This window comes from Streptomyces sp. NPDC047917, assembly GCF_043204345.1.
GTDB lineage: Bacteria > Actinomycetota > Actinomycetes > Streptomycetales > Streptomycetaceae > Streptomyces > Streptomyces sanglieri.
In genome coordinates this window covers 541,775-560,882 of sequence record NZ_JBIDCA010000005.1, presented here as the reverse complement: position 1 = coordinate 560,882, position 19,108 = coordinate 541,775, and the positions used below count along the sequence as shown (strand labels likewise).

Annotated in this window: 17 protein-coding genes; 6 read left to right on the top strand and 11 right to left on the bottom strand. The window is 70.1% G+C overall.

Annotated elements, in window-relative coordinates:
• Positions 1 to 8: 8 nt before the first annotated feature.
• From ACGF8B_RS15260 to panB, 3 genes are all read right to left on the bottom strand, one after another.
• Positions 9 to 863, bottom strand: a complete 855-nt coding sequence (locus ACGF8B_RS15260; protein WP_392738280.1) for an ABC transporter permease — start codon at positions 861 to 863, stop codon at positions 9 to 11.
• Positions 860 to 1,873, bottom strand: a complete 1,014-nt coding sequence (locus ACGF8B_RS15255) for an ATP-binding cassette domain-containing protein (protein ID WP_392738277.1) — start codon at positions 1,871 to 1,873, stop codon at positions 860 to 862. Before ACGF8B_RS15255 ends, ACGF8B_RS15260 begins: the two co-directional genes overlap by 4 nt.
• A gap of 197 nt (positions 1,874 to 2,070) precedes the next feature.
• The gene (panB, locus tag ACGF8B_RS15250; protein WP_392738274.1) at positions 2,071 to 2,958 is read right to left on the bottom strand and encodes a 3-methyl-2-oxobutanoate hydroxymethyltransferase; all 888 of its coding nucleotides are present in this window, start codon (positions 2,956 to 2,958) and stop codon (positions 2,071 to 2,073) included.
• Positions 2,959 to 3,150: 192 nt separating this feature from the next.
• Between panB and ACGF8B_RS15245 the strand changes: the two genes are divergently transcribed.
• From ACGF8B_RS15245 to ACGF8B_RS15230, 4 genes are all read left to right on the top strand, one after another.
• Positions 3,151 to 4,767 carry an MFS transporter gene (locus ACGF8B_RS15245; protein WP_392738271.1) on the top strand — a complete coding sequence of 539 codons (1,617 nt, stop codon included), beginning with the start codon at positions 3,151 to 3,153 and terminating at the stop codon, positions 4,765 to 4,767.
• Positions 4,764 to 5,429, top strand: coding sequence for a TetR/AcrR family transcriptional regulator (locus ACGF8B_RS15240; RefSeq protein ID WP_392738268.1), 666 nt, complete (start codon positions 4,764 to 4,766; stop codon positions 5,427 to 5,429). The genes ACGF8B_RS15245 and ACGF8B_RS15240 overlap by 4 nt, the downstream gene beginning before the upstream one ends.
• 190 nt (positions 5,430 to 5,619) lie before the next feature.
• On the top strand, positions 5,620 to 6,654 hold the full coding sequence (locus ACGF8B_RS15235) for an endonuclease/exonuclease/phosphatase family protein (protein WP_392738265.1): 1,035 nt from the start codon (positions 5,620 to 5,622) through the stop codon (positions 6,652 to 6,654).
• 182 nt (positions 6,655 to 6,836) lie between these two features.
• Positions 6,837 to 8,057: an MFS transporter gene (locus tag ACGF8B_RS15230; RefSeq protein WP_392738262.1), complete on the top strand. Its 1,221-nt coding sequence runs from the start codon at positions 6,837 to 6,839 to the stop codon at positions 8,055 to 8,057.
• A gap of 117 nt (positions 8,058 to 8,174) precedes the next feature.
• Here ACGF8B_RS15230 and ACGF8B_RS15225 read toward each other — a convergent pair whose 3' ends face one another.
• From ACGF8B_RS15225 to ACGF8B_RS15205, 5 genes are all read right to left on the bottom strand, one after another.
• Complete coding sequence (locus tag ACGF8B_RS15225; RefSeq protein ID WP_392738259.1) at positions 8,175 to 9,929, bottom strand: NAD+ synthase; 1,755 nt, start codon at positions 9,927 to 9,929, stop codon at positions 8,175 to 8,177.
• An 88-nt stretch (positions 9,930 to 10,017) separates the two neighbouring features.
• Complete coding sequence (locus ACGF8B_RS15220; RefSeq protein WP_392738256.1) at positions 10,018 to 11,730, bottom strand: multicopper oxidase domain-containing protein; 1,713 nt, start codon at positions 11,728 to 11,730, stop codon at positions 10,018 to 10,020.
• Positions 11,731 to 12,241: 511 nt separating this feature from the next.
• A complete protein-coding gene (locus ACGF8B_RS15215; protein WP_342282940.1) occupies positions 12,242 to 12,667 on the bottom strand; it encodes a CBS domain-containing protein in 426 nt (141 codons plus the stop codon).
• Between the two features lie 136 nt (positions 12,668 to 12,803).
• The gene (locus tag ACGF8B_RS15210; protein WP_392738252.1) at positions 12,804 to 13,601 is read right to left on the bottom strand and encodes a DUF305 domain-containing protein; all 798 of its coding nucleotides are present in this window, start codon (positions 13,599 to 13,601) and stop codon (positions 12,804 to 12,806) included.
• Entirely contained in the window at positions 13,598 to 14,290 is a 693-nt protein-coding gene (locus ACGF8B_RS15205; RefSeq protein ID WP_392738250.1) for a DUF3105 domain-containing protein, read from the bottom strand. Before ACGF8B_RS15205 ends, ACGF8B_RS15210 begins: the two co-directional genes overlap by 4 nt.
• Before the next feature lie 245 nt (positions 14,291 to 14,535).
• Here ACGF8B_RS15205 and glnA point away from each other — a divergent pair, with 245 nt between their 5' ends.
• On the top strand, positions 14,536 to 15,897 hold the full coding sequence (gene glnA / locus ACGF8B_RS15200; protein WP_072483343.1) for a type I glutamate--ammonia ligase: 1,362 nt from the start codon (positions 14,536 to 14,538) through the stop codon (positions 15,895 to 15,897).
• A 178-nt stretch (positions 15,898 to 16,075) separates the two neighbouring features.
• A complete protein-coding gene (locus ACGF8B_RS15195; protein WP_392738246.1) occupies positions 16,076 to 16,486 on the top strand; it encodes a hypothetical protein in 411 nt (136 codons plus the stop codon).
• A gap of 13 nt (positions 16,487 to 16,499) precedes the next feature.
• Here ACGF8B_RS15195 and ACGF8B_RS15190 read toward each other — a convergent pair.
• The 3 genes from ACGF8B_RS15190 to ACGF8B_RS15180 all read right to left on the bottom strand — a co-directional run bounded on the left by ACGF8B_RS15190 (position 16,500) and on the right by ACGF8B_RS15180 (position 18,907).
• A protein-coding gene (locus ACGF8B_RS15190) for an IS5 family transposase (protein ID WP_392738244.1) occupies positions 16,500 to 17,302 on the bottom strand; the annotation gives its coding sequence in 2 pieces (ribosomal slippage) (positions 16,500 to 16,952 and positions 16,955 to 17,302; 801 coding nt in all).
• Between the two features lie 39 nt (positions 17,303 to 17,341).
• Positions 17,342 to 18,577, bottom strand: coding sequence for a tyrosine-type recombinase/integrase (locus tag ACGF8B_RS15185; protein ID WP_392738243.1), 1,236 nt, complete (start codon positions 18,575 to 18,577; stop codon positions 17,342 to 17,344).
• A 78-nt stretch (positions 18,578 to 18,655) separates the two neighbouring features.
• Positions 18,656 to 18,907 (bottom strand): helix-turn-helix transcriptional regulator, encoded by a 252-nt coding sequence (locus tag ACGF8B_RS15180; protein ID WP_392738242.1) that lies wholly within the window; start codon positions 18,905 to 18,907, stop codon positions 18,656 to 18,658.
• Positions 18,908 to 19,108 lie beyond the last annotated feature (201 nt).

Genomic DNA, 19,108 nt, shown 5'->3' with positions numbered 1-19,108 from the left:
CCGCCGGGTCAGCTCTTCTTGCGGAACTTGGCGACCGCGAGCGGGGCCATCACCGCGGTGATGACCACGGTCCAGCCGAGGGTCACCAGGACCGAGTGGGCGAGCGGGCCGCCCATCATCAGGGCCCGCGCGGCGTCGGCCAGGTTGGACAGCGGGTTGTAGTCGGTGAACGTCTGGAGCCAGCCGGGCATCGTCTTCGTCGGAGCGAAGATCGAGGAGCCGAACTGGAGCGGCATCAGCACGAGCATCCCCATCCCCTGCACCGCCTGGGCCGTCTTCATCGTCAGTCCGAGCAGGATGAAGATCCACATGATGGCGGCGCCGAACGCGGCCGACAGCGCGATCGCCGCGATCAGCCCGAGCACGGACTCCTGGAGCTCCATGCCGAGGGCGAAGCCCATGGCCAGCAGGATGAGGGTGGCGACCATCATCCGGCCCAGCTCGACCACTATCTTCGCGATGAGCACCGAGGAACGGGCGATCGGCATCGTCCGGAACCGGTCCATGACGCCCTTGCGGAAGTCGTCGTTGACGCCGGAGCCGACCGCCATGGCGATGTTCATGCCCATCATCGCCATCAGGCCCGGGATCAGGTAGTTCAGGTACTCCTGCCGGCCGCCGCCCATGCTGCCGCCGACCGAGCCGCCGAAGACGTACACGAACAGCAGCGTGAAGATGATCGGCATCAGGAGCGCGTCGAACATCGACTCCGGATCCTTCTTGATCTGGAGCATGTTGCGCCGCACCAGCGCCCCGATGTGGCGCAGGTTGTTCCGCAGTCCGATCCGGCCCTCGTCGTGGACCGCCCCGCCACGGGCGGACGCGGTGGGTGTGGGCGTGGGTGTCAGAGTCGCCGTGCTCATGCCGCGACCTCCTCGGGAATCGTGTCGGTGACGGAGGCGGACTTCTCGCCGGTGATGGCGAGGAACACCTCGTCGAGGCTGGGCAGCGCGGTGGCGACGTGCGCCAGCGGGAAGCCCCGGGTGCCGAGCAGGCCTATGACGGAGGTCAGCTGCTCGTCGCTGAGGATCGGTACGTACAGCAGCCCCTCGTCCGGGACGGCCTGCGCGCCCGCGACGCCGTCCAGACCGGCCTCCCGGATGGCCTGCGCCATCGCGGCGAGCTGCGAGGGGTCCGAGGGCCGCAGCTGCAGGGTGCGGCCGCCGACCTTCGCCTTCAGCTCGTCGACACCGCCGCGGGCGATGATCTTTCCCTTGTCGATGACGGTCAGCTCGTTGGCGAGCTGCTCGGCCTCTTCCATGTACTGGGTGGTGAGCAGCACGGTCGCCCCCTCCGCGACCATCCGCTGCACCTCGTCCCAGACCTCGTTACGGGTCCGGGGGTCCAGCCCCGTGGTCGGCTCGTCCAGGTACAGCACGGCCGGGTTGCCGATCATCGAGGCGGCCAGGTCGAGCCGGCGCCGCATGCCGCCGGAGTAGTCCATCGCGGCCTTCCTGGCCGCGTCGGTGAGCGAGAACCGCTCCAGCAGCTCGTCGGCCCGGGACCGGGCGGCCTTGCGGGACAGATCGAGCAGCCGCCCGATCATGTAGAGGTTCTCCCAGCCGGAGAGCTTCTCGTCGACCGAGGCGTACTGCCCGGTCAGACCGATGGTGCGGCGCAGCTGCCGGGGCTGCTTCACCACGTCGTAGCCCGCCACGGTGGCGTGTCCGGCGTCGGGCAGGATCAGGGTGGACAGGCAGCGTACGAGCGTGGTCTTGCCGGCGCCGTTCGGGCCGAGGACACCGAGCACGGTGCCCTCGCGGACATCGAGGTCCACGCCGTCCAGAGCCTTGGTCGAGCCGTAGTGCTTGACCAGCCCCCGGACCTCGACGGCGTTCGAGCCGCTCCTGGGGTTCTTGTCGATTCGCGTCATGCCGACTATCAGACCAGCCGCCACCGACAGTCCGCCGACAGCGGGCCGACAGCCCGCCGATGGGGGATGTCGGCGGGCTGTCGGTGGTGCGGGCAGTGGTTCGGACGGAACGGACCGGCGGGACCGGGCCTCTTGTCCGGATCATGCCGGACTCGCGTGCCGCGCTCCCTGATCCGGCCTGATCCGGACGGAAGACGCTAGTGGAAGGTGTGCTCGGCGGCCGGGAAGGCACCGCCCACGACCTCTTCCGCGAACTCCTTCGCCGCGTCGCCCAGCACCTGGCGGAGGTTCGCGTACTGCTTGGTGAAGCGCGGCACCTTGCCGCCGGTCAGCCCGACCATGTCGGTGTAGACCAGCACCTGGGCGTCCGTGTCGGGGCCGGCACCGATGCCGACGGTCGGGATGTGCAGGGTGCGGGTGACCTCGGCGGCCAGCTCGGCCGGTACCAGCTCCAGCACCACGGCGAACGCGCCCGCGTCCTGCACGGCCTTGGCGTCGCGCAGCATCTGCTGGGCGGCCTCCTCGCCGCGTCCCTGCACCCGGTAGCCCATCGCGTTGACGGACTGCGGGGTCAGGCCGATGTGCGCCATGACCGGGATGCCGGCGTCGACGAGCAGCCTGATCTGCTCGTGGCTGCGCTCACCGCCCTCCAGCTTGACCGCGCCGACGCCCGACTCCTTGATCAGCCGGGTGGCGTTGCGCAGGGCCTGGACCGGGCCCTCCTGGTACGCCCCGAAGGGCAGGTCCGCCACGATCAGGGCACGCCTGGTGCCCCGTACGACAGCGGCGGAGAGGATCGCGATCTCGTCCATCGTGACGGGCACGGTGGTCTCGTAACCGAGGTGGCAGTTGCCCATGGAGTCGCCGACGAGCATCACCGGGATCCCGGCCTCGTCGAAGACGGACGCGGTCATCGCGTCGTAGGCGGTGAGCATGGGCCACTTCTCGCCGCGCTCGGTGGCGGCGGCGATGTCATGGATGGAGATACGGCGGGTGCTCCTGCCTCCGTACAGCGCCTTGCTGCTGTCGGTGGGAGTACCCGCGGGGGTGGTTGCGGACTGGTTCCGCGCAGCCTGAAGCGACATTGCCAACGGCTCCTTCGTCATCTCGAGGCGCCCTGACGGCGTCCCCGGACCGGTTCCATGGTGGCATCCCGTGGTGGTCCACGGGAAGTGGGCCCGCGCACACCCTTGAAGGCGTTGCCGGAGAACGGTCCCACCGGCGATTGCCTTCCAATACGAGACGGTCTCGTATCGAAATCGGATAAGCTCCGTTCCATGTCGATACCGTCCGGTGCTCGCGCCGACGCGTCCCAGATCCCGGAGGCGGTCCACCGCCGCCGCTGGGCGATCCTCGTCGTCCTGATGTTCAGCCTGCTCATCGTCGTGCTGGACAACTCGATCCTGAACGTCGCGGTCAAGACCATCGCCAGTCCCGCACCCACCGGCCTGGGCGCCACCCAGAGCCAGCTGGAGTGGGCGATCAACGCCTACACGCTCGTCTTCGCCGGACTCCTCTTCACCGCCGGGCTGCTCGGCGACCGCGTCGGCCGCAAGAAGGTGCTGCTCTTCGGCATCCTGCTCTTCGGCACCGGCTCCGCGCTGGCGGCCATGTCCGGCTCGCCCGCCCAGCTGATCACCTGGCGCGCCCTGATGGGCTTCGGCGCCGCGTTCGTCATGCCGGCCACCCTCGCCGTCCTGATGAACGTCTTCGAGCGCGACGAACAGCCCAGGGCCATCGGCATATGGGCCGGCAGCGTCGGGGTGGCCATCGCGATCGGCCCGATCACCGGCGGGCTGCTGCTGGAGCACTTCTGGTGGGGCTCGATCTTCCTGGTCAACGTACCCGTGGTGATCGTGGCGCTGATCGCGATGACGATGCTGGTGCCGGACTCCAAGGACCCGAACCCCGGCCGGATCGACCCGCTCGGCGTAGTGCTCTCCATCGTCGGCCTGGTGCTGCTGGTGTACGGCATCATCCGTGGCGGCCAGCTCGCCGACTTCGCCGACCCCGTGGTGCTCCTGTCGAGCCTCGGCGGCCTGCTCGTCCTGGCCGGGTTCGTCTGGCACGAGAAGCGCAGCACCCACCCGGCCATCGACATCTCGTACTTCAGGGAGCCGTCGTTCTCCGCGGCCGTCGCCGCCATAGCGCTGGTCTTCTTCGCGCTGATGGGGGTGACCTTCTTCTCCGCCTTCTACATGCAGAGCGTGCGCGGCTGGACCGCGCTGCAGGCCGGACTGATGCTGCTGCCGCTGGCCGCCACCCAGATGATCTTCGCGCCCCGGGCCCGGCTGCTCGTCGACCGCTTCGGCGCCCGCGCCACCTGCACCGCGGGCATGCTGCTGGTCGCCATCGGGCTGGCGGCGTTCGCGCTGTTCGACGGCACCACGCCGGTCTGGGTGCTGTGCCTGCTCTTCTTCGTCCAGGGCACCGGCATGGCACATGTGATGACACCGGTCACCGTCTCGGTGATGCAGGCGCTGCCCCGCGAGAAGGCCGGCTCCGGATCGGCCGTCAACAACACCTTCCGGCAGGTCGGCGGGGCACTCGGGGTCGCCGTGCTCGGATCGGTGCTCTCCACCGTCTACCGGGGTGACATCGAGGGCCATCTCGGCGCGGTCCCGGCCGGCGCCCGGGAGGCGGCCGGGGAGTCGATCGAGGCGACGCTCGGCATCGCCGACAAGCTGGGCCCGGCGGGCGCACCGCTGATCGCCTCCGCGAACGACGCGTTCCTGAAGGCCATGCACGTCACCGCCATCGGTTCGGCGACCATCGCCCTGGTGGGCGCCCTGGTGGTCGCTCTCTTCCTGCCGGGGAAGCCGCCCGCCGACACGGGCCCCGACGGGTCGGGCCGGGGCGACCGGTCGGTGCGCGCGGCGGGAGCGGGCCGATGAGACCGGCGACGCAGCAGGACGGGAACTGGACCGGCGTACGGGTACCGACCCCGGCACCACGCCGGGGCCGGCCGCGCAGCGCGGCGGCCGAGCGGGCGATCCTGGACGCCGTCGTCCGGCTGCTGGAGGACGGTGAGCCCCTGGCGGCCCTGTCCATCGAGCGGATAGCCCGCACCGCGGGGGTGGGCAAGGCGACCATCTACCGGCGGTGGAGCGGCAAGGAAGAACTCTTCGTCGACGTACTGAAGGACATGGAGCCGCCGGAACCCGCCGTCTCCGGCACCGCCGGCCTCGACGACCTGCGACTGCTGCTGGACTCGCTGCGCAGGCGCGGCCTGGCACAGCGCTCCTCGGCCCTGCTGCACAACGTCTTCGCGCAGATGAAGAGCCACCCCAAGCTGTGGGAGGAGTACCACAGCAGCGTCATCGCGCCCCGCCGCGTCGCCATGCTGGCCGCCGTCCGGCGCGCGGTCGACGCCGGTGAACTCCGAGCGGATCTGGACGTGGGGCTGATGGACGACCTGTTCCTGGGGCCCATGCTGGTACGCACCATCCATCGGCCCGACGCGCCGCTGCCCGAGGATCTCGCCGACCGGATCGTCCAGGTCCTGGTCGAGGGCCTGGGGCCCGGCCGGGCCACCCGCCCGCCCGGCGACGCCTGACGCTCCCGGACCCGCCCGAGTGTGATCGTTCTGTCACAAGCCCCGGCGGACCCCGTGCGGCCGGAACCCGCCGGACCCCGCCCTTCGTCCTCGTGACAGTACGGCCGTCGTCGACGGCAGGAAACCCGCCACGCATCGCCTAGGGTCGAGGGCGCGGCGACATGCACGGCAAGGCAGTGAGGAAAGCGCGATGGTGCAGGCGTACGGAGCGGACACCGGGAACGACCGTGCGGAACCGGAACCGGAACGCGCCGGGGCGGGATCCCGGCTCCGGGACCTGCGCGAGCGGTGGACCCGTGACCCGGGCATCTGGCGGCGCGGCATCGTCCTCGCCCTCTGCTCGGTGCTCATCACCCTGGTGATGGCCTTCCACTCGAAGATCCCGAACACCATCGGGAACCTGGGCAGCCTCTCCGAGACGTTCCTGCCGTGGATCGGGGTGTTCGTCCCGGTGCTGCTGGTCCTCGGCCTGGTGCGCCGCTCGGCGACCGCGCTGATCGCCCTGCTGCTGCCGGTCGTGGTCTGGTTCAACGTCTTCGGCGGCCTGCTCACCGACAAGTCCGGCACCGGCGGCGACCTCACCGTGGCCACCCACAACGTCAACGCCGACAACCCCGACCCCAAGGGCACCGCCCGGCAGGTCGCGGCCTCCGGCGCCGATGTGATCGCCCTGGAGGAGCTGCCGAGCGGCAAGGTGGCGACGTACGAGGCGGCGCTCGCCGAACGCTTCCCGTACCACTCGGTGCAGGGCACCGTCGGTCTGTGGAGCAAGTACCCGATGAGCGCCACCAGGCCGGTCGACATCAAGATGGGCTGGACCCGGGCGATGCGCTCCACGGTGACCACCCCGAAGGGCGAGGTCGCCGTCTACGTGGCCCATCTGCCGTCCGTACGCGTCAAGCTGCACGCCGGATTCACCGCCAACCAGCGCGACGACAGCGCGGACGCCCTGGGCGAGGCCATCTCCCACGAACGCCTCGGCAAGGTGATCCTGCTCGGCGACCTCAACGGCACGATGAACGACCGCTCGCTGAACGCGGTCACCGCCCAGATGCGCTCCACCCAGGGCGCGGCCGGCGACGGCTTCGGCTTCAGCTGGCCGGCCTCGTTCCCGATGGCCCGGATCGACCAGATCATGGTCAAGGGCGTCGAGCCGGTGTCCTCGTGGACGCTCGGCGCGACCGAGAGCGACCATCTGCCGATCGTGGCGCGGGTGGAGCTGTGACGCCCTGAGCCGTTCCGTCACCCCGGGCGAACGCCGATGAAACGGTCCGTTCACCCGGCGGAACAAACCGTCTGAGAGAATTTGTTCCGTTTGGGAACGAAGGGCGTCCGGCAATGGAGCCGGCCCGGCCGCGCGCCGGTCCGCCCGGCTCCCCGGTTTTCCCTGCGGAAAGGTCTCTCCACATGCCCCTGGCCCTGCTCGCACTCGCGGTGAGCGCCTTCGGCATAGGTACCACGGAGTTCGTGATGATGGGCCTGCTGCCCAATGTCGCGGACGACCTGGGCACCTCCGTACCCACCGCCGGACACCTCGTCTCGGCGTACGCCATCGGTGTCGTGGTGGGGGCCCCGCTGCTCACCGCCGTCGGCTCCCGGATCCCGCGCAAGCGGATGCTCCTGCTGCTGATGGCCCTGTTCACGGTCGGCAACCTCGCCTCCGCGTTCGCCCCCGGCTTCGGCTGGCTGCTGGGCGGCCGGTTCCTGGCCGGGCTGCCGCACGGGGCCTTCTTCGGCGTCGGCGCGGTCGTCGCGGCCCGTCTCGTTCCCGAGGGGCGCCGGGCGCGGGCCGTGGCCACCATGTTCCTCGGGCTCACCGTCGCCAACATCGTCGGCGTCCCGGCGGCCACCCTGCTCGGCCAGCACCTCGGCTGGCGGGCCACGTTCCTGGTCGTCGCGGCGATCGGGCTGTGCGCCGTGGCGGCGCTCGCCCGGCTCGTACCGCAGGTGCCCGTGGACGCCCACCAGGGCCTGGGCCGGGAACTGCGCGCCCTCGGCAACCGCCAGGTGCTGCTCGGCCTGCTCACCGCCGTGTTCGGCTTCGCCGGGGTCTTCGCCGTGTACTCCTACCTCTCGGCCATGACGACCGAGGTGATGGGCTTCGGCGAGTCGGCGGTGACACCGGTGCTCGCGCTCTTCGGCATCGGCATGACCCTCGGCGCCCTCGCGGCGGGACCGCTCACCGACCGGGCGCTGCGGCCGACGCTGTACGGATCGCTCGGCGCGCTCGCCGTCGTCCTCGCGGTCTTCCCGTTCGCCGTCCATGTGCGGTGGGCCGCACCGGTGCTGGTGGTGCTGCTCGGAGCGGTCGGCTTCATGACGACCACACCGCTCCAGATGCTGGTCATGAACAAGGCCAAGGACGCCCCGACCCTGGCATCCGCCTCCAACCACTCCGCGTTCAACCTCGCCAACGCGGGCGGCGCGTGGCTCGGCGGCGCCGCGATCGCGGCGGGCTGGGGCTGGACCTCCCCGGCCCCGGTCGGCGCGGCCCTCGCGGTCGCGGGCCTGGCGGTCGCCGTCACGGCGGGGCTGCTGGACCGGGAACGCACACCGGGGGCGTCGAGGGTGGTGGCCCGTGCGGACGCCCGGCCCGTACGGGACGACGCTCCGCTGGACGCGCGCTGAAACGCGGGTGGCGCTCCGGTGGGCGCGCGCTGAATCGCGGTGGCGCTCCGCTGGACGCGCGCTGAAACGCGACGGCGCGGCGCCCCGCTCGGCCGGGTCGCCGCGCCGTCGTCCCGCTCAGCCCGACTCGCGCCACCGGTTGGTGATCGGCAGCCGCCGGTCCTTGCCGAAGCCCTTCGGGGAGATCTTCGTGCCCGGCGGGTACTGCCGGCGCTTGTACTCGGCCGTGTCCACCATCCGCAGCGTCTTCGCCACCAGCGCCGGGTCGAAGCCGGCCGCGACGATCTCGTCCAGTCCCTGGTCCCGGTCGACGTACAGCTCCAGGATCCGGTCCAGTACGTCGTAGTCGGGCAGCGAGTCCGTGTCGACCTGGCCCGGGCGCAGCTCGGCGCTGGGCGGCTTGGTGATGGACGCCTCCGGGATCGGCGGGATCTGCCCGCGCTCCTCGGCGGCCCGGTTGCGCCACTTCGCGAGGCGGAAGATCGACGTCTTGTAGACGTCCTTGATCGGGCCGTACGCGCCGACCGAGTCGCCGTACAGCGTCGAGTAGCCGACCGCCAGCTCGGACTTGTTGCCCGGCGCGAGGACGATCTGGCCCTCCTGGTTGGAGACGGCCATCAGCATCGTGCCGCGCAGCCGGGACTGAAGGTTCTCCTCGGCGAGACCGGTGAGCCCCAGCGAGCCCATGTACGCGTCGAACATCGGCTCGATCGGTACGGTGCGGAAGTTCAGCCCGGTACGGCGGGCCAGCTCCGCCGCGTCGCCCTTGGAGTGGTCCGAGGAGTACTTCGACGGCATCGAGATGCCGTACACGTTCTGCGCGCCCAGCGCGTCGCAGGCGATCGCCGCGACCAGCGCCGAGTCGATCCCGCCGGACAGCCCGATCAGCACACTGCTGAAGCCGTTCTTGGCGGCGTACGCCCGCAGGCCCACGACCAGCGCGGAGTACAGCTCCTCGTCGTCGTCCAGCCGCTCCGCATAGCCACCGGCCAGCTCCGCGGGGTACGCGGGGAGCGGCTCCCCGGAGAGCACCACGTGGTCGATCCGCAGCCCGTCGTTGACGACCCCGGACGGCGGCTCGGCGGCGGCCGCCGGCAGCTCCAGGTCGAGCACGACGCAGCCCTCGGCGAACTGCGGGGCACGGGCGATCACTTCGCCGTCCCGGTCGACGACGATCGAGTCGCCGTCGAAGACCAGCTCGTCCTGGCCGCCGATCATCGCCAGGTACGCGGTGGTGCAGCCCGCCTCCTGGGCCCGCTTGCGGACCAGTTCCAGCCTGGTGTCGTCCTTGTCCCGCTCGTACGGCGAGGCGTTGATCGACAGCAGCAGTCCGGCGCCGGCGGCCCGCGCGGCCGGCACCCGGCCCCCGTCCTGCCAGAGGTCCTCGCAGATCGCGAGCGCCACATCGACGCCGTGCACGCGCACCACCGGCATCGAGTCGCCCGGCACGAAGTACCGGAACTCGTCGAAGACGCCGTAGTTGGGGAGGTGGTGCTTGGCGAAGGTCAGCGCGACCTGCCCGCGGTGCAGCACCGCGGCGGCGTTCCGGGGGGAGCCGGCCGGCTGGCCGTAGCGCGGCTGGGCCGTCTCGGAGCGGTCGAGGTAGCCGACCACGACCGGCAGCTCCCCGAAGCCCTCGGCGTCGAGCCGGGCGGCGAGCGCGCTCAGCGCCTGCCGGGAGGCCTCGACGAAGGACGAGCGCAGGGCCAGGTCCTCGACGGGGTAGCCGGTTAGCACCATCTCCGGGAACGCCACCAGATGGGCGCCCTGTTCGGCGGAGTGCCGGGTCCAGTGGACGATCGCCTCGGAGTTGCCGGAGAGGTCACCGACGGTCGAGTCGATCTGATTCAGTGCGAGACGTAGTTGAGGCACGCGCACCAGTGTAATCGTCTGACTGACACAATGTCCTGGCGGGCCGCGGAATCACGGCCGCGGCCCGCCGGGACCGGTTCGGCGGAGGTCAGTGCCGGTAGCCGAGGACCGTCATCATGCCCACGTCCGAGTGGTAGATGTTGTGGCAGTGCAGCATCCACAGCCCCGGGTTGTTCGCGTCGAACTCGACGGCCAGGGAGCTGTTCGGCCGGACGATCGCGGTGTCCTTGCGCGCCCATTCGGCCCTGCCCCGTTCGGTGGCCTCGTGGCGCCGCCCGGCCGGGCCGACCACGCCGAAGGAGTGCCCGTGCAGATGGATCGGGTGCCACATCTCCGTGGCGTTGTAGAACTCCAGCCTGACCCGCTCGCCCGCCCACACCGGGTGGCGCTGGTGGGGGTCGTACGGGGTGTGGTCGAAGGCCCAGTTGTACGCCCGCATGTTGCCGGTCAGCTTGAACCGGTGGATCCGGTCGGGCTTGCGCCGGGACAGCTCCATGGACGGGTCGGGCCACAGCCCGTACGCCTCCACCAGCTCTCCGTCCAGCTCCCTGGGCCGTACGGACGCGGTGGGTGCGGTCCCCTTCCCGGTGCGGAGCAGGGCCAGTGCCGTGGCGTTCTTGCCCTCCGCGAGCGCGGTCAGCGGGAACACCCCGTCCCCGGCGGTGACCACCACGTCGTACCGCTCGCCCATGCCCAGCAGCAGGGCGTCCGTCGTCCTGTGCCGGACCGGGTAGCCGTCGGTGTGGGTGATCGTCATCCGGTGTCCGCCGAGCGCCACCCGGAAGGCGGTGTCGCCGCCCGCGTTGATGATGCGCAGCCGGATCCGGTCGCCGGGCTTCGCGGCGAAGGACGTGGGGGCCTTCGGGGTACGGCCGTTGATCAGGTAGTACGGGTAGGCGACGTCGCCCCCGTGGCTGTCGAGCAGTTCGCTGTAGGAGCCCTCGGCCAGCCGCGTGGGACCGGTGCGGCCCTTGGGCTTGGCGGGTTTGGCGGGGGAGCCGTGTCCGCCGGAGCCGTTCGCGCTGCCGTGGTGCATCCCGCCCTTGCCGTGGCTGAGTTCGTACAGCACCGAGTCCGGCGTCGAACCGGCCACCCCGTCGACCCAGTCGTCCAGGACGACGACCCACTCCCTGTCGTACTTGAGAGGCTCCCTCGGGTCCTCGACGATCAGCGGCGCGTACAGTCCGCGGTCCTGCTGGACGCCGGTGTGCGGGTGGAACCAGTACGTCCCGGCATGCGGCACGGTGAAGCGGTAGGCGAATTCGGCACCGGGCTTGATGGGCGCCTGGGTCACATCGGGCACGCCGTCCATGTCGTTGCGCACATTGAGGCCGTGCCAGTGCAGAGACGTTTCCTCCGGCAGGTGGTTGGCGAGGTTGAGCGCCAGGGTGTCGCCCATCGTGACCCGGAGCTCCTTGCCGGGCAGCCGGGCGCCGTACGCCCAGGAGCCGACGATGAGCCCGTCGCCCAGATCGAGCCGGGACGGAGTGGCGACGAGGTCGACCTTCCGCACGGGGCCCGAGCCGCGCGCGGCCTCGGCCGCCGCGACCTCCTTCCCGCCGGGGGAGACGTACTTGCCCTCGGACCTCCCGCCGGGGGAGACGTGCTCGCCCTCGGACCTCCCGCCGGGGGAGGCCCCGTGTTCTGTGCCGCCGTGGCTGGTGCCACCGGCGTTCGCGCTACCGGTCTTCTTGCCGCCGCGGCCCGTGTCGGATTCGCCGGAGCACGCGGCCAGTACCGCCGAACCGGCAGTGGCGACAGCGGCGCCGAGCACGGCGCGTCGGGTGGGTGGAGTGCGCATGACGGGGTGCACCTCGGGGTGTTGTCGGTATTTCGGTCTGCTGGGGGAGGGGGAGGCGCCCCTTCTATATGCGCAGTACCGACAACGGGGCCGGTCGGGTCACTTCCGGCCGGGGATCCTGCCCCGGCGGCGGCGCGTCCCGTCCCGTGACGCCCCTGAGGAGGCGGAGGATCCCGATGAGCAGCGAGACGAACAGCAACAACTGTCCGTATGTCGCACATCCACTCAGGGTCATGTCGAGCACCCTACCCCCGCCGGGTATCCCTCGCGCGCAGAAACGTATCGCCGCAGCGGTACGGGGCCCGGCGGGCGGGCACGCGGCATGGCCCGGCACCCCCCGGGGCTCCCCGTCCGGACCCGGCGGGGGCCGGTCCGGACGGGGAGCCTTCGGCAGGGGATGCCGGGTCGTGGGCGCCGGATCGCCGGACTTCCGGGCCTTGGGCGCCGAGCTGCCGGGCCCTGGATGCCGGGCTGCCGGGCCTTGGATGCCGGGCCGAGCCGGTGCGGCGGGTCAGCCGCGGGCGTAGACCTTCTCCGCCCAGCCGGCGATCTGCTCCTCGGTGAGGTGCTGCGCCAGGTCGGCCTCGCTGATCATGCCGATCAGCATCTTGTTCTCGACCACCGGGAGCCGGCGGATCCGATGGGTCTGCATCTCCTCCAGAACCATCTCCACGCCCGCCTCCGAGTCGATCCAGCGAGGGGTTCCCTGGGCGAGGTCGCCCGCCGTCATCTTCGACGGATCGTGGCCCATCGCCACACAGCCGACCACGATGTCGCGGTCCGTGAGGATGCCGATCATCCGGTCCTGCTCGCCGTTGGCCGAGATGGGCAACGCCCCGACCTTGTGGTCACGCATCAGCTGCGCGGCCCGGTCGAGCGTCTCGTGCGCGGGGATCCACGTGGCCCCGGTGTGCATGATGTCCTTGGCGGTGGTCATGAGGGATTCCTCCTGCGTGCCGATGGGCATGCTGTACGACCCCGAGCGAACCCATCGTCATGGGCCCGTTCGGGGGACGCGACCGCTATCACCCGTTCGGGTGCACCTGCGGCCGGGTCGCGTACCCGGGAATTCCTCAGGAGCGGGGTGCGGACCCGCGTGCCGCCAGCAGCCGGGCCATCTCGTCCAGCTCCGACTGCTGGGCCTCGACCATCCCGCGGGCGAGCCGCTTCTCCGCCTTCACCGTGCAGAGCCGGGCGCAGCCGCGCGCCATGTCGATGCCGCCCCTGTGGTGTTCGGTCATCAGCCGGAGGTACCGGATCTCGGCCGCCCTGCCGCTCGCCGTCCGGAGCCGGTCCAGCTCGGTCCTGGTGGCCATGCCGGGCATGAGGGAGCCGTCATGGGCCCGGTAGCCGGTACCCATGCCCGCCATCCCGTCCATGCCCGCCGTCCCGTCCGTGCCCTTCGCGGAGTGCCCCTCGTGCCCGGCCGCCATCCCGTCCGTGCCCGCCGTCCCGTCCGTGCTTTTCGCCGAGTGTCCCTCGTGCCCGGCCGCCATCCAGCCCATCGGCTCTTCGGCGGTCGTCTTCGGCAGCTCCCACAGATCCAGCCAGCCGAGCAGCATGCCGCGCTGATTGGCCTGCGTGTTGGCGATGTCGTAGGCGAGCCGGCGCACCTCCTCGTCCTTCGTGCGGTCACGCACGATGAAGGACATCTCCACCGCCTGCTGGTGGTGGACCGCCATGTCACGGGCGAAACCGGCGTCCGCCGAGTCCGCCGCGGGCGGGTGCGGGGCGGCGGCCGCCCGGTCGGCCCCGTCAGCTCCGCCGCGCGCGGAGGCGACCGTCGCCACCCCCGCGAACAGCAGCGCGAGCGCCACGGCGGAGCCCGCCACCCACTCGACGCGCCGGCCGCGGCGCTTCCCGGCGGTCACGACGCCCCCAGCCCGCCCGTGCACGTCGCACCGGGCTCGGGGGTCTGCGGACCCTGCACGAACTTCGAGAAGAACCGGTCGACCCGCGGGTCGTCGGCACCGTCCACGGTCACCTGGTTCCCCCAGGCGGTCAGCATGATCGTTCCGGCCTGGCCCTCGTACGGGCTCATCAGCGAGTACGGCGTCCGGCCGACCCGCTCGGCCAGCTTCGCCACGTCGGCGGCCGGGGCCCTGTCCGTGTACGTCACCCAGACCGACCCGTGCTCCAGCGCGTGCACGGCGTTCACATCGGGGATCGCCTTCTTGTATACCTCGCCGTCGCAGTTCATCCATACGGGGTTGTGGTCACCGCCCACCGGCGGCTTCATCGGGTAGGCGACGGTCCCGGTGACGTGGTTGCGGGTCAGCTTCTTCGCGTCCCAGGTCCGCAGTCCCTCGATCGGCCCGTCGGCGGGAGCCTGCCCGTCCGAGGGGGCCTCGTCGTCCGAGGGCGCCTTGTCGTCCGCCGCCGGGGCGGCCTGCTTCTGCTCGGACGCCTCGGACTTGGTCAGCACCATGTACGAGCCGAACCCGACCAGTCCCACGACCACGAGCACGCTCAGGCCTATGGCCAGGGCACGGTCGCGGCGCTGCCGCGCGCGGTGGGCGTCGTGCGGCTGGGCCATGGGGGTCCTGGGGTCGAAACTCATGTCGTCAGGTCCTTCTGGGAAGGGGCGGGGACGGACAGGCCGAAGGCCGGGAAACCGGCGTGCGCGGGGCCGTCACGAAGGCGTGCCACCCCGTGCGCGCCATGGGCGCCGATCGTAGTGGGTGGCCGGGTGCTCCATCTCACGTCGTGTGCGTAATCTGGGTGAAATCCCGGGTCGTGATACTGGAGCTTCTCCCCTACCCCGGGCGGTGGTGCACGGACCGTCTGAACTGCAAGGATGTGGCTATGGACAAGCAGCAGGAATTCGTCCTCAGGACACTTGAGGAGCGCGACATCCGCTTCGTACGGCTGTGGTTCACCGATGTCCTGGGCTACCTCAAATCCGTCGCCGTCGCCCCCGCGGAACTGGAGCAGGCGTTCGACGAGGGCATCGGCTTCGACGGCTCGGCCATCGAGGGCTTCGCCCGGGTGTACGAGTCCGACATGATCGCCAAGCCGGACCCGGGCACGTTCCAGATCCTGCCCTGGCGGGCGGAGGCCCCCGGCACGGCCCGGATGTTCTGCGACATCCTGATGCCCGACGGCTCGCCCTCCTTCGCCGACCCGCGCTACGTCCTCAAGCGCATCCTCGCCAAGACCTCCGACCTGGGCTTCACCTTCTACACCCACCCGGAGATCGAGTTCTTCCTGCTGAAGGACAAGCCGGTCGACGGCAGCCGCCCCACCCCCGCCGACAGCTCCGGCTACTTCGACCACACCCCGCAGAACGTCGGCATGGACTTCCGCCGTCAGGCGATCACCATGCTCGAATCCATGGGCATCTCGGTCGAGTTCAGCCACCACGAGGGCGCCCCCGGCCAGCAGGAGATCGACCTGCGGTACGCGGACGCGCTCTCCACCGCCGACAACATCATGACCTTCCGCCTGGTGATGAAGCAGGTCGCTCTGGAGCAGGGCGTACAAGCGACGTTCATGCCGAAGCCGTTCTCCGAGTACCCCGGCTCGGGCATGCACACCCACCTCTCGCTCTTCGAGGGCGACCGCAACGCCTTCTACGAGTCGGGCGCCGAGTACCAGCTCTCCAAGGTCGGCCGCTCCTTCATCGCCGGCCTGCTCACCCATGCCGCGGAGATCTCCGCCGTCACCAACCAGTGGGTCAACTCCTACAAGCGCATCTGGGGCGGCTCCTCCCGCGCCGCGGGCGCCGGCGGCGAGGCCCCCTCGTACATCTGCTGGGGCCACAACAACCGCTCCGCGCTCATCCGGGTCCCGATGTACAAGCCCGGCAAGACCGGCTCCGCCCGGGTGGAGGTCCGCTCCATCGACTCCGGCGCCAACCCCTACCTGACGTACGCGGTGCTGCTCGCCGCGGGCCTCAAGGGCATAGAGGAGGGCTACGAACTCCCGGCCGGCGCCGACGACGACGTCTGGGCGCTGTCCGACGCGGAGCGCCGCGCGATGGGCATCGAGCCGCTGCCGCAGAACCTGGGCGAGGCGATCGCGCTGATGGAGAAGAGCGAACTGGTCGCCGAGACGCTCGGCGAACACGTCTTCGACTTCTTCCTGCGCAACAAGAAGCAGGAGTGGGAGGAGTACCGCTCCGAGGTCACCGCCTTCGAGCTGAAGGCGCTGCTGCCGGTGCTGTAGTCGCAGGTCAGCAGCCTTGTAGGTCGCCGAGCGGGCGGGCTGCTCGGCACAACAAGGACGGCCCACCAGCGATCGTGATCACTGCTGGGCCGTCTGTGGGCCGTCAGACTGAGACGTTGTTTCTGTTGGTGGTTGCCCTGCGTGACGGCAGGCTTCGACGTCCTGCTAGAACCCAGTCATGGCATACAGATTCACCGCTCGTGTGGTGGCGGCAGAGATCGACTCGGACAACGACGTAGCGCAGGCCGGTGTCTCCGAAGACGAAGACGGAGAGGGCTTCTTCCTGCTGTTCATGAGCAACATCGGCGAACCGTCCCGCCAGAACGTGTCCCTCGGTTTCGACAGCCATTGCCTGGTAACACCAGACCAGGGAACGGCCTATGGCTGCGTCCGTGGAGTAGCTCTGTCGGACGGGCTGCTCACGGTGTCGCTGGACCCTGCTTCCCTGGATGATCTGGGACTGGATGAGGCTGAGATCGAGGCGGAACTCGACGCGCCCGACGAAGACATCGAGCGGATGCGGGAGGTGCTCGCCCAAGTGCTGGCGTATGGGAGGAAGGAAGCTCGGCCCTGGCGTGTCGACCTGTAGGTCCACCTCTGCGTCATAGTCGGCGGTGGCAGATGAGGACTGCGGCTATGCCGACGAAGGCGAGGAAGTGTTCCGACTTCCGCTCGTAGCGGCGGTGGAGTCGGCGGCAGCCGGCCAGCCAGGACACGGTCCTTTCGACCACCCATCGGTGCCGGCCGAGCCGCTGTGAGGACTCGATGCCCTTGCGTGCAATGCGGTGGCGGATACCGCGCTCACGGAGCCATCGGCGCAGGTGGTCGTAGTCGTAGCCCTTGTCGGCGTGGAGCTTGCCGGGCCGTCGGCGGCGCGGGCCGCGGCGGGAGCGGATGGGCGGGATGCCGCGCACGAGCGGCTCAAGGCCCTGGCTGTCATGCATGTTGGCGCCGGAGATGCCCAGCGACAGAGGCAGTCCGTTCCGGTCGGTGATCAGATGGATCTTCGACCCCAACTTGCCACGATCGGTCGGATTCGGTCCCGTCAGTGGCCCCCTTTTGCCGCCCGCACGCTGACGGAGTCGATTGCGCACCTCGACCAGTCCAGCTCGCCACGGGCACCAAGTTCGTCGAGGACGACGCGGCGGAGCTTCGCCCACACCCGAGCCTGGCTCCACTGTGCAAAGCGCCGGTAGACCGTGGGCCAGGCCGGGCCGAACACCGGCGGGAGCTGCCGCCATGTGCAGCCCGAGGCGGCGACAAAGATGATCGCGGCCAGTGCCTCCCGGTCACCCGCCCGCCGCCGGCCCCCGCCCTGCGGACGCTTCGCCTCCGTGGGCGGCACCACCCGCCGGAACAGCGCCCACAACTCGTCCGGCACCAACCGCTCAACCAGATCCGCCATGCACAGTTCAACGAACGATCAAGCCATAAGAAACGTCGTCTAAGAGGGGCGGCCCAAGTAGACCTTGTCCACGGCGACGCGGGCCCGTCCCTCACTGCTCGGGAGCAGGTGTGTGTACGTCCGCAGGGTGAACCCGGGGTCGGTGTGCCCGAGGTACGTGCTGAGCGCCTTGATGTTCTCCCCGGCATCCAGGAGGACGGAGGCGTAGAAGTGCCGTAGGGCGTGCATACCGTGCTCTCTCGCGGCCGTGTGAGGCCTTCCCTGCTCGGCGGCCGGAATGACGTCGGCTGCTACGAGGGCGGGCTTCCACAGCCGTGAGTTGAAGTCGTTGCGCCGCACCGCACCGTTCCCGGCCAGGCGAATGAACAGGAGGCGCTTGGCGACAGGCTTTCCGTCCGGCCGAGCCCATGGCAGCGTCACGGACACCGGAACGAAGTCGGCCATGTGCCTCTTCAACGTTTCGGCCACCTGCGGGGACAAGGGAACGCCCCGATCCCTCTGCCGCTTGGGCAGATCAAAGTCCAACGCGCCCTCTACGACCTTGACTTGGCATCCCACGTGCACCCAACCGGTGTCGAACCGGATCGCGTTCTCCGCCAGGCCGAAGATCTCCCCTTGACGGAGGCCGCATCCCGCACCGAGATCCACCATGGCGCGGTACTGCTCAGGCAACGCGGCCTGCACGGCGAAGACTCGCTCCGCCGTCCACGGCACGACCTTCTGAACGTTCCGTGCCGGCGCGTGCACCGTGTTCGCGTTGCACGGGTTTTTGCGCATGTACTCGTCGTCGACAGCGGCGTTGAGGATCGCTGAAACACTGGAGAAGATGACGCGCCGGTACGAGGTGGCGGGGATGGCCCGCTCCAGCGCACTCAGCCATTCCCGGATGTGCTCCGGCTTGAAGAAGCCGAGAGGCCGCGAGCCGAGATAGGGGAGCGCGTGCAACCGGATCTGGGAGTTCACGGACTCCCGCGAGGTCGGGTCGGAGGTCTGAGCCTTGAGCCAACGCTCGGCATACTCCCGGAACGTCGTCTGCGCCAACTTCGGGTCGATGTACTGCCCGCTGTCCATGTCGGTCTCGGTCTTGCTGAGCCACTTCTCGGCAAGGCGCTTCTGCCCGTCGCGGAAGCTCTTGGACTTCTCGGAGCCGTCGGGGCCGATGTAGGGGGCGCGGCAGCGGAGCCCGGTGCCGTGGCGGTCGCTCTTGACTCGGCGCTCCTTGCCGTTGGCATCGGTCTCGGTTTTGTACCAGCGGTCTTGGACGTGGCCAGCCATGTGGGAGCTGACTCCTCTCGACGTACGGGAATGCCTGTGCCGCCCTGGCAGGGGCGGCACAGGCTGGTGAGGGATGCGTCAGGCGGCGTCGAGTTCGCCCTGCTTGATGACCCAGGCATGGACGGCAGCGGGGTCGTAGCGGAGGTGGCGGCCGACTCGAAATCCGGGCGGGCCGGTGCGCTTCTTGCGCCAGGCGTAGACGGTGTCGAGCGGGATGGAGAGCAGGGTGGCGATGTCCTCGGGGGTGAGGTAGCGGTCGGGGAGGCCGTCCCGGAGGGTGGCGCGGGGGTCGGGGCGGTGGGTGGATTTTGGTGCCACGGGAGACTTCATGGGCCGGAGGAGCGTGGTGTGTCTGTCCGAGGTGTGGATTTCTGCGCCACTGCGTCACCCGCGTCATCTGGGCCTGTGACCTGGGGCTTTGGGTGACGCAGTCGGCCGGGGGTGCGTCACCGGTGCGTCATCGTCTGCGTCACCGGGTGACGCAGGTGACGCAGAGCTTCCCTACTTAGGAAGAAGGAGGGGTGTCTGTAG

Excerpts from the sequence above, each read along its gene's own strand:
- ACGF8B_RS15260 (WP_392738280.1), bottom strand. The coding sequence starts at position 863 with ATGAGCACGGCGACTCTGACACCCACGCCCACACCCACCGCGTCCGCC.
- ACGF8B_RS15255 (WP_392738277.1), bottom strand. The coding sequence starts at position 1,873 with ATGACGCGAATCGACAAGAACCCCAGGAGCGGCTCGAACGCCGTCGAG.
- panB (WP_392738274.1), bottom strand. The coding sequence starts at position 2,958 with ATGTCGCTTCAGGCTGCGCGGAACCAGTCCGCAACCACCCCCGCGGGT.
- ACGF8B_RS15245 (WP_392738271.1), top strand. The coding sequence starts at position 3,151 with ATGTCGATACCGTCCGGTGCTCGCGCCGACGCGTCCCAGATCCCGGAG.
- ACGF8B_RS15240 (WP_392738268.1), top strand. The coding sequence starts at position 4,764 with ATGAGACCGGCGACGCAGCAGGACGGGAACTGGACCGGCGTACGGGTA.
- ACGF8B_RS15235 (WP_392738265.1), top strand. The coding sequence starts at position 5,620 with ATGGTGCAGGCGTACGGAGCGGACACCGGGAACGACCGTGCGGAACCG.
- ACGF8B_RS15230 (WP_392738262.1), top strand. The coding sequence starts at position 6,837 with ATGCCCCTGGCCCTGCTCGCACTCGCGGTGAGCGCCTTCGGCATAGGT.
- ACGF8B_RS15220 (WP_392738256.1), bottom strand. The coding sequence starts at position 11,730 with ATGCGCACTCCACCCACCCGACGCGCCGTGCTCGGCGCCGCTGTCGCC.
- ACGF8B_RS15215 (WP_342282940.1), bottom strand. The coding sequence starts at position 12,667 with ATGACCACCGCCAAGGACATCATGCACACCGGGGCCACGTGGATCCCC.
- ACGF8B_RS15205 (WP_392738250.1), bottom strand. The coding sequence starts at position 14,290 with ATGAGTTTCGACCCCAGGACCCCCATGGCCCAGCCGCACGACGCCCAC.
- glnA (WP_072483343.1), top strand. The coding sequence starts at position 14,536 with ATGGACAAGCAGCAGGAATTCGTCCTCAGGACACTTGAGGAGCGCGAC.
- ACGF8B_RS15195 (WP_392738246.1), top strand. The coding sequence starts at position 16,076 with ATGGCATACAGATTCACCGCTCGTGTGGTGGCGGCAGAGATCGACTCG.
- ACGF8B_RS15185 (WP_392738243.1), bottom strand. The coding sequence starts at position 18,577 with ATGGCTGGCCACGTCCAAGACCGCTGGTACAAAACCGAGACCGATGCC.
- ACGF8B_RS15180 (WP_392738242.1), bottom strand. The coding sequence starts at position 18,907 with ATGAAGTCTCCCGTGGCACCAAAATCCACCCACCGCCCCGACCCCCGC.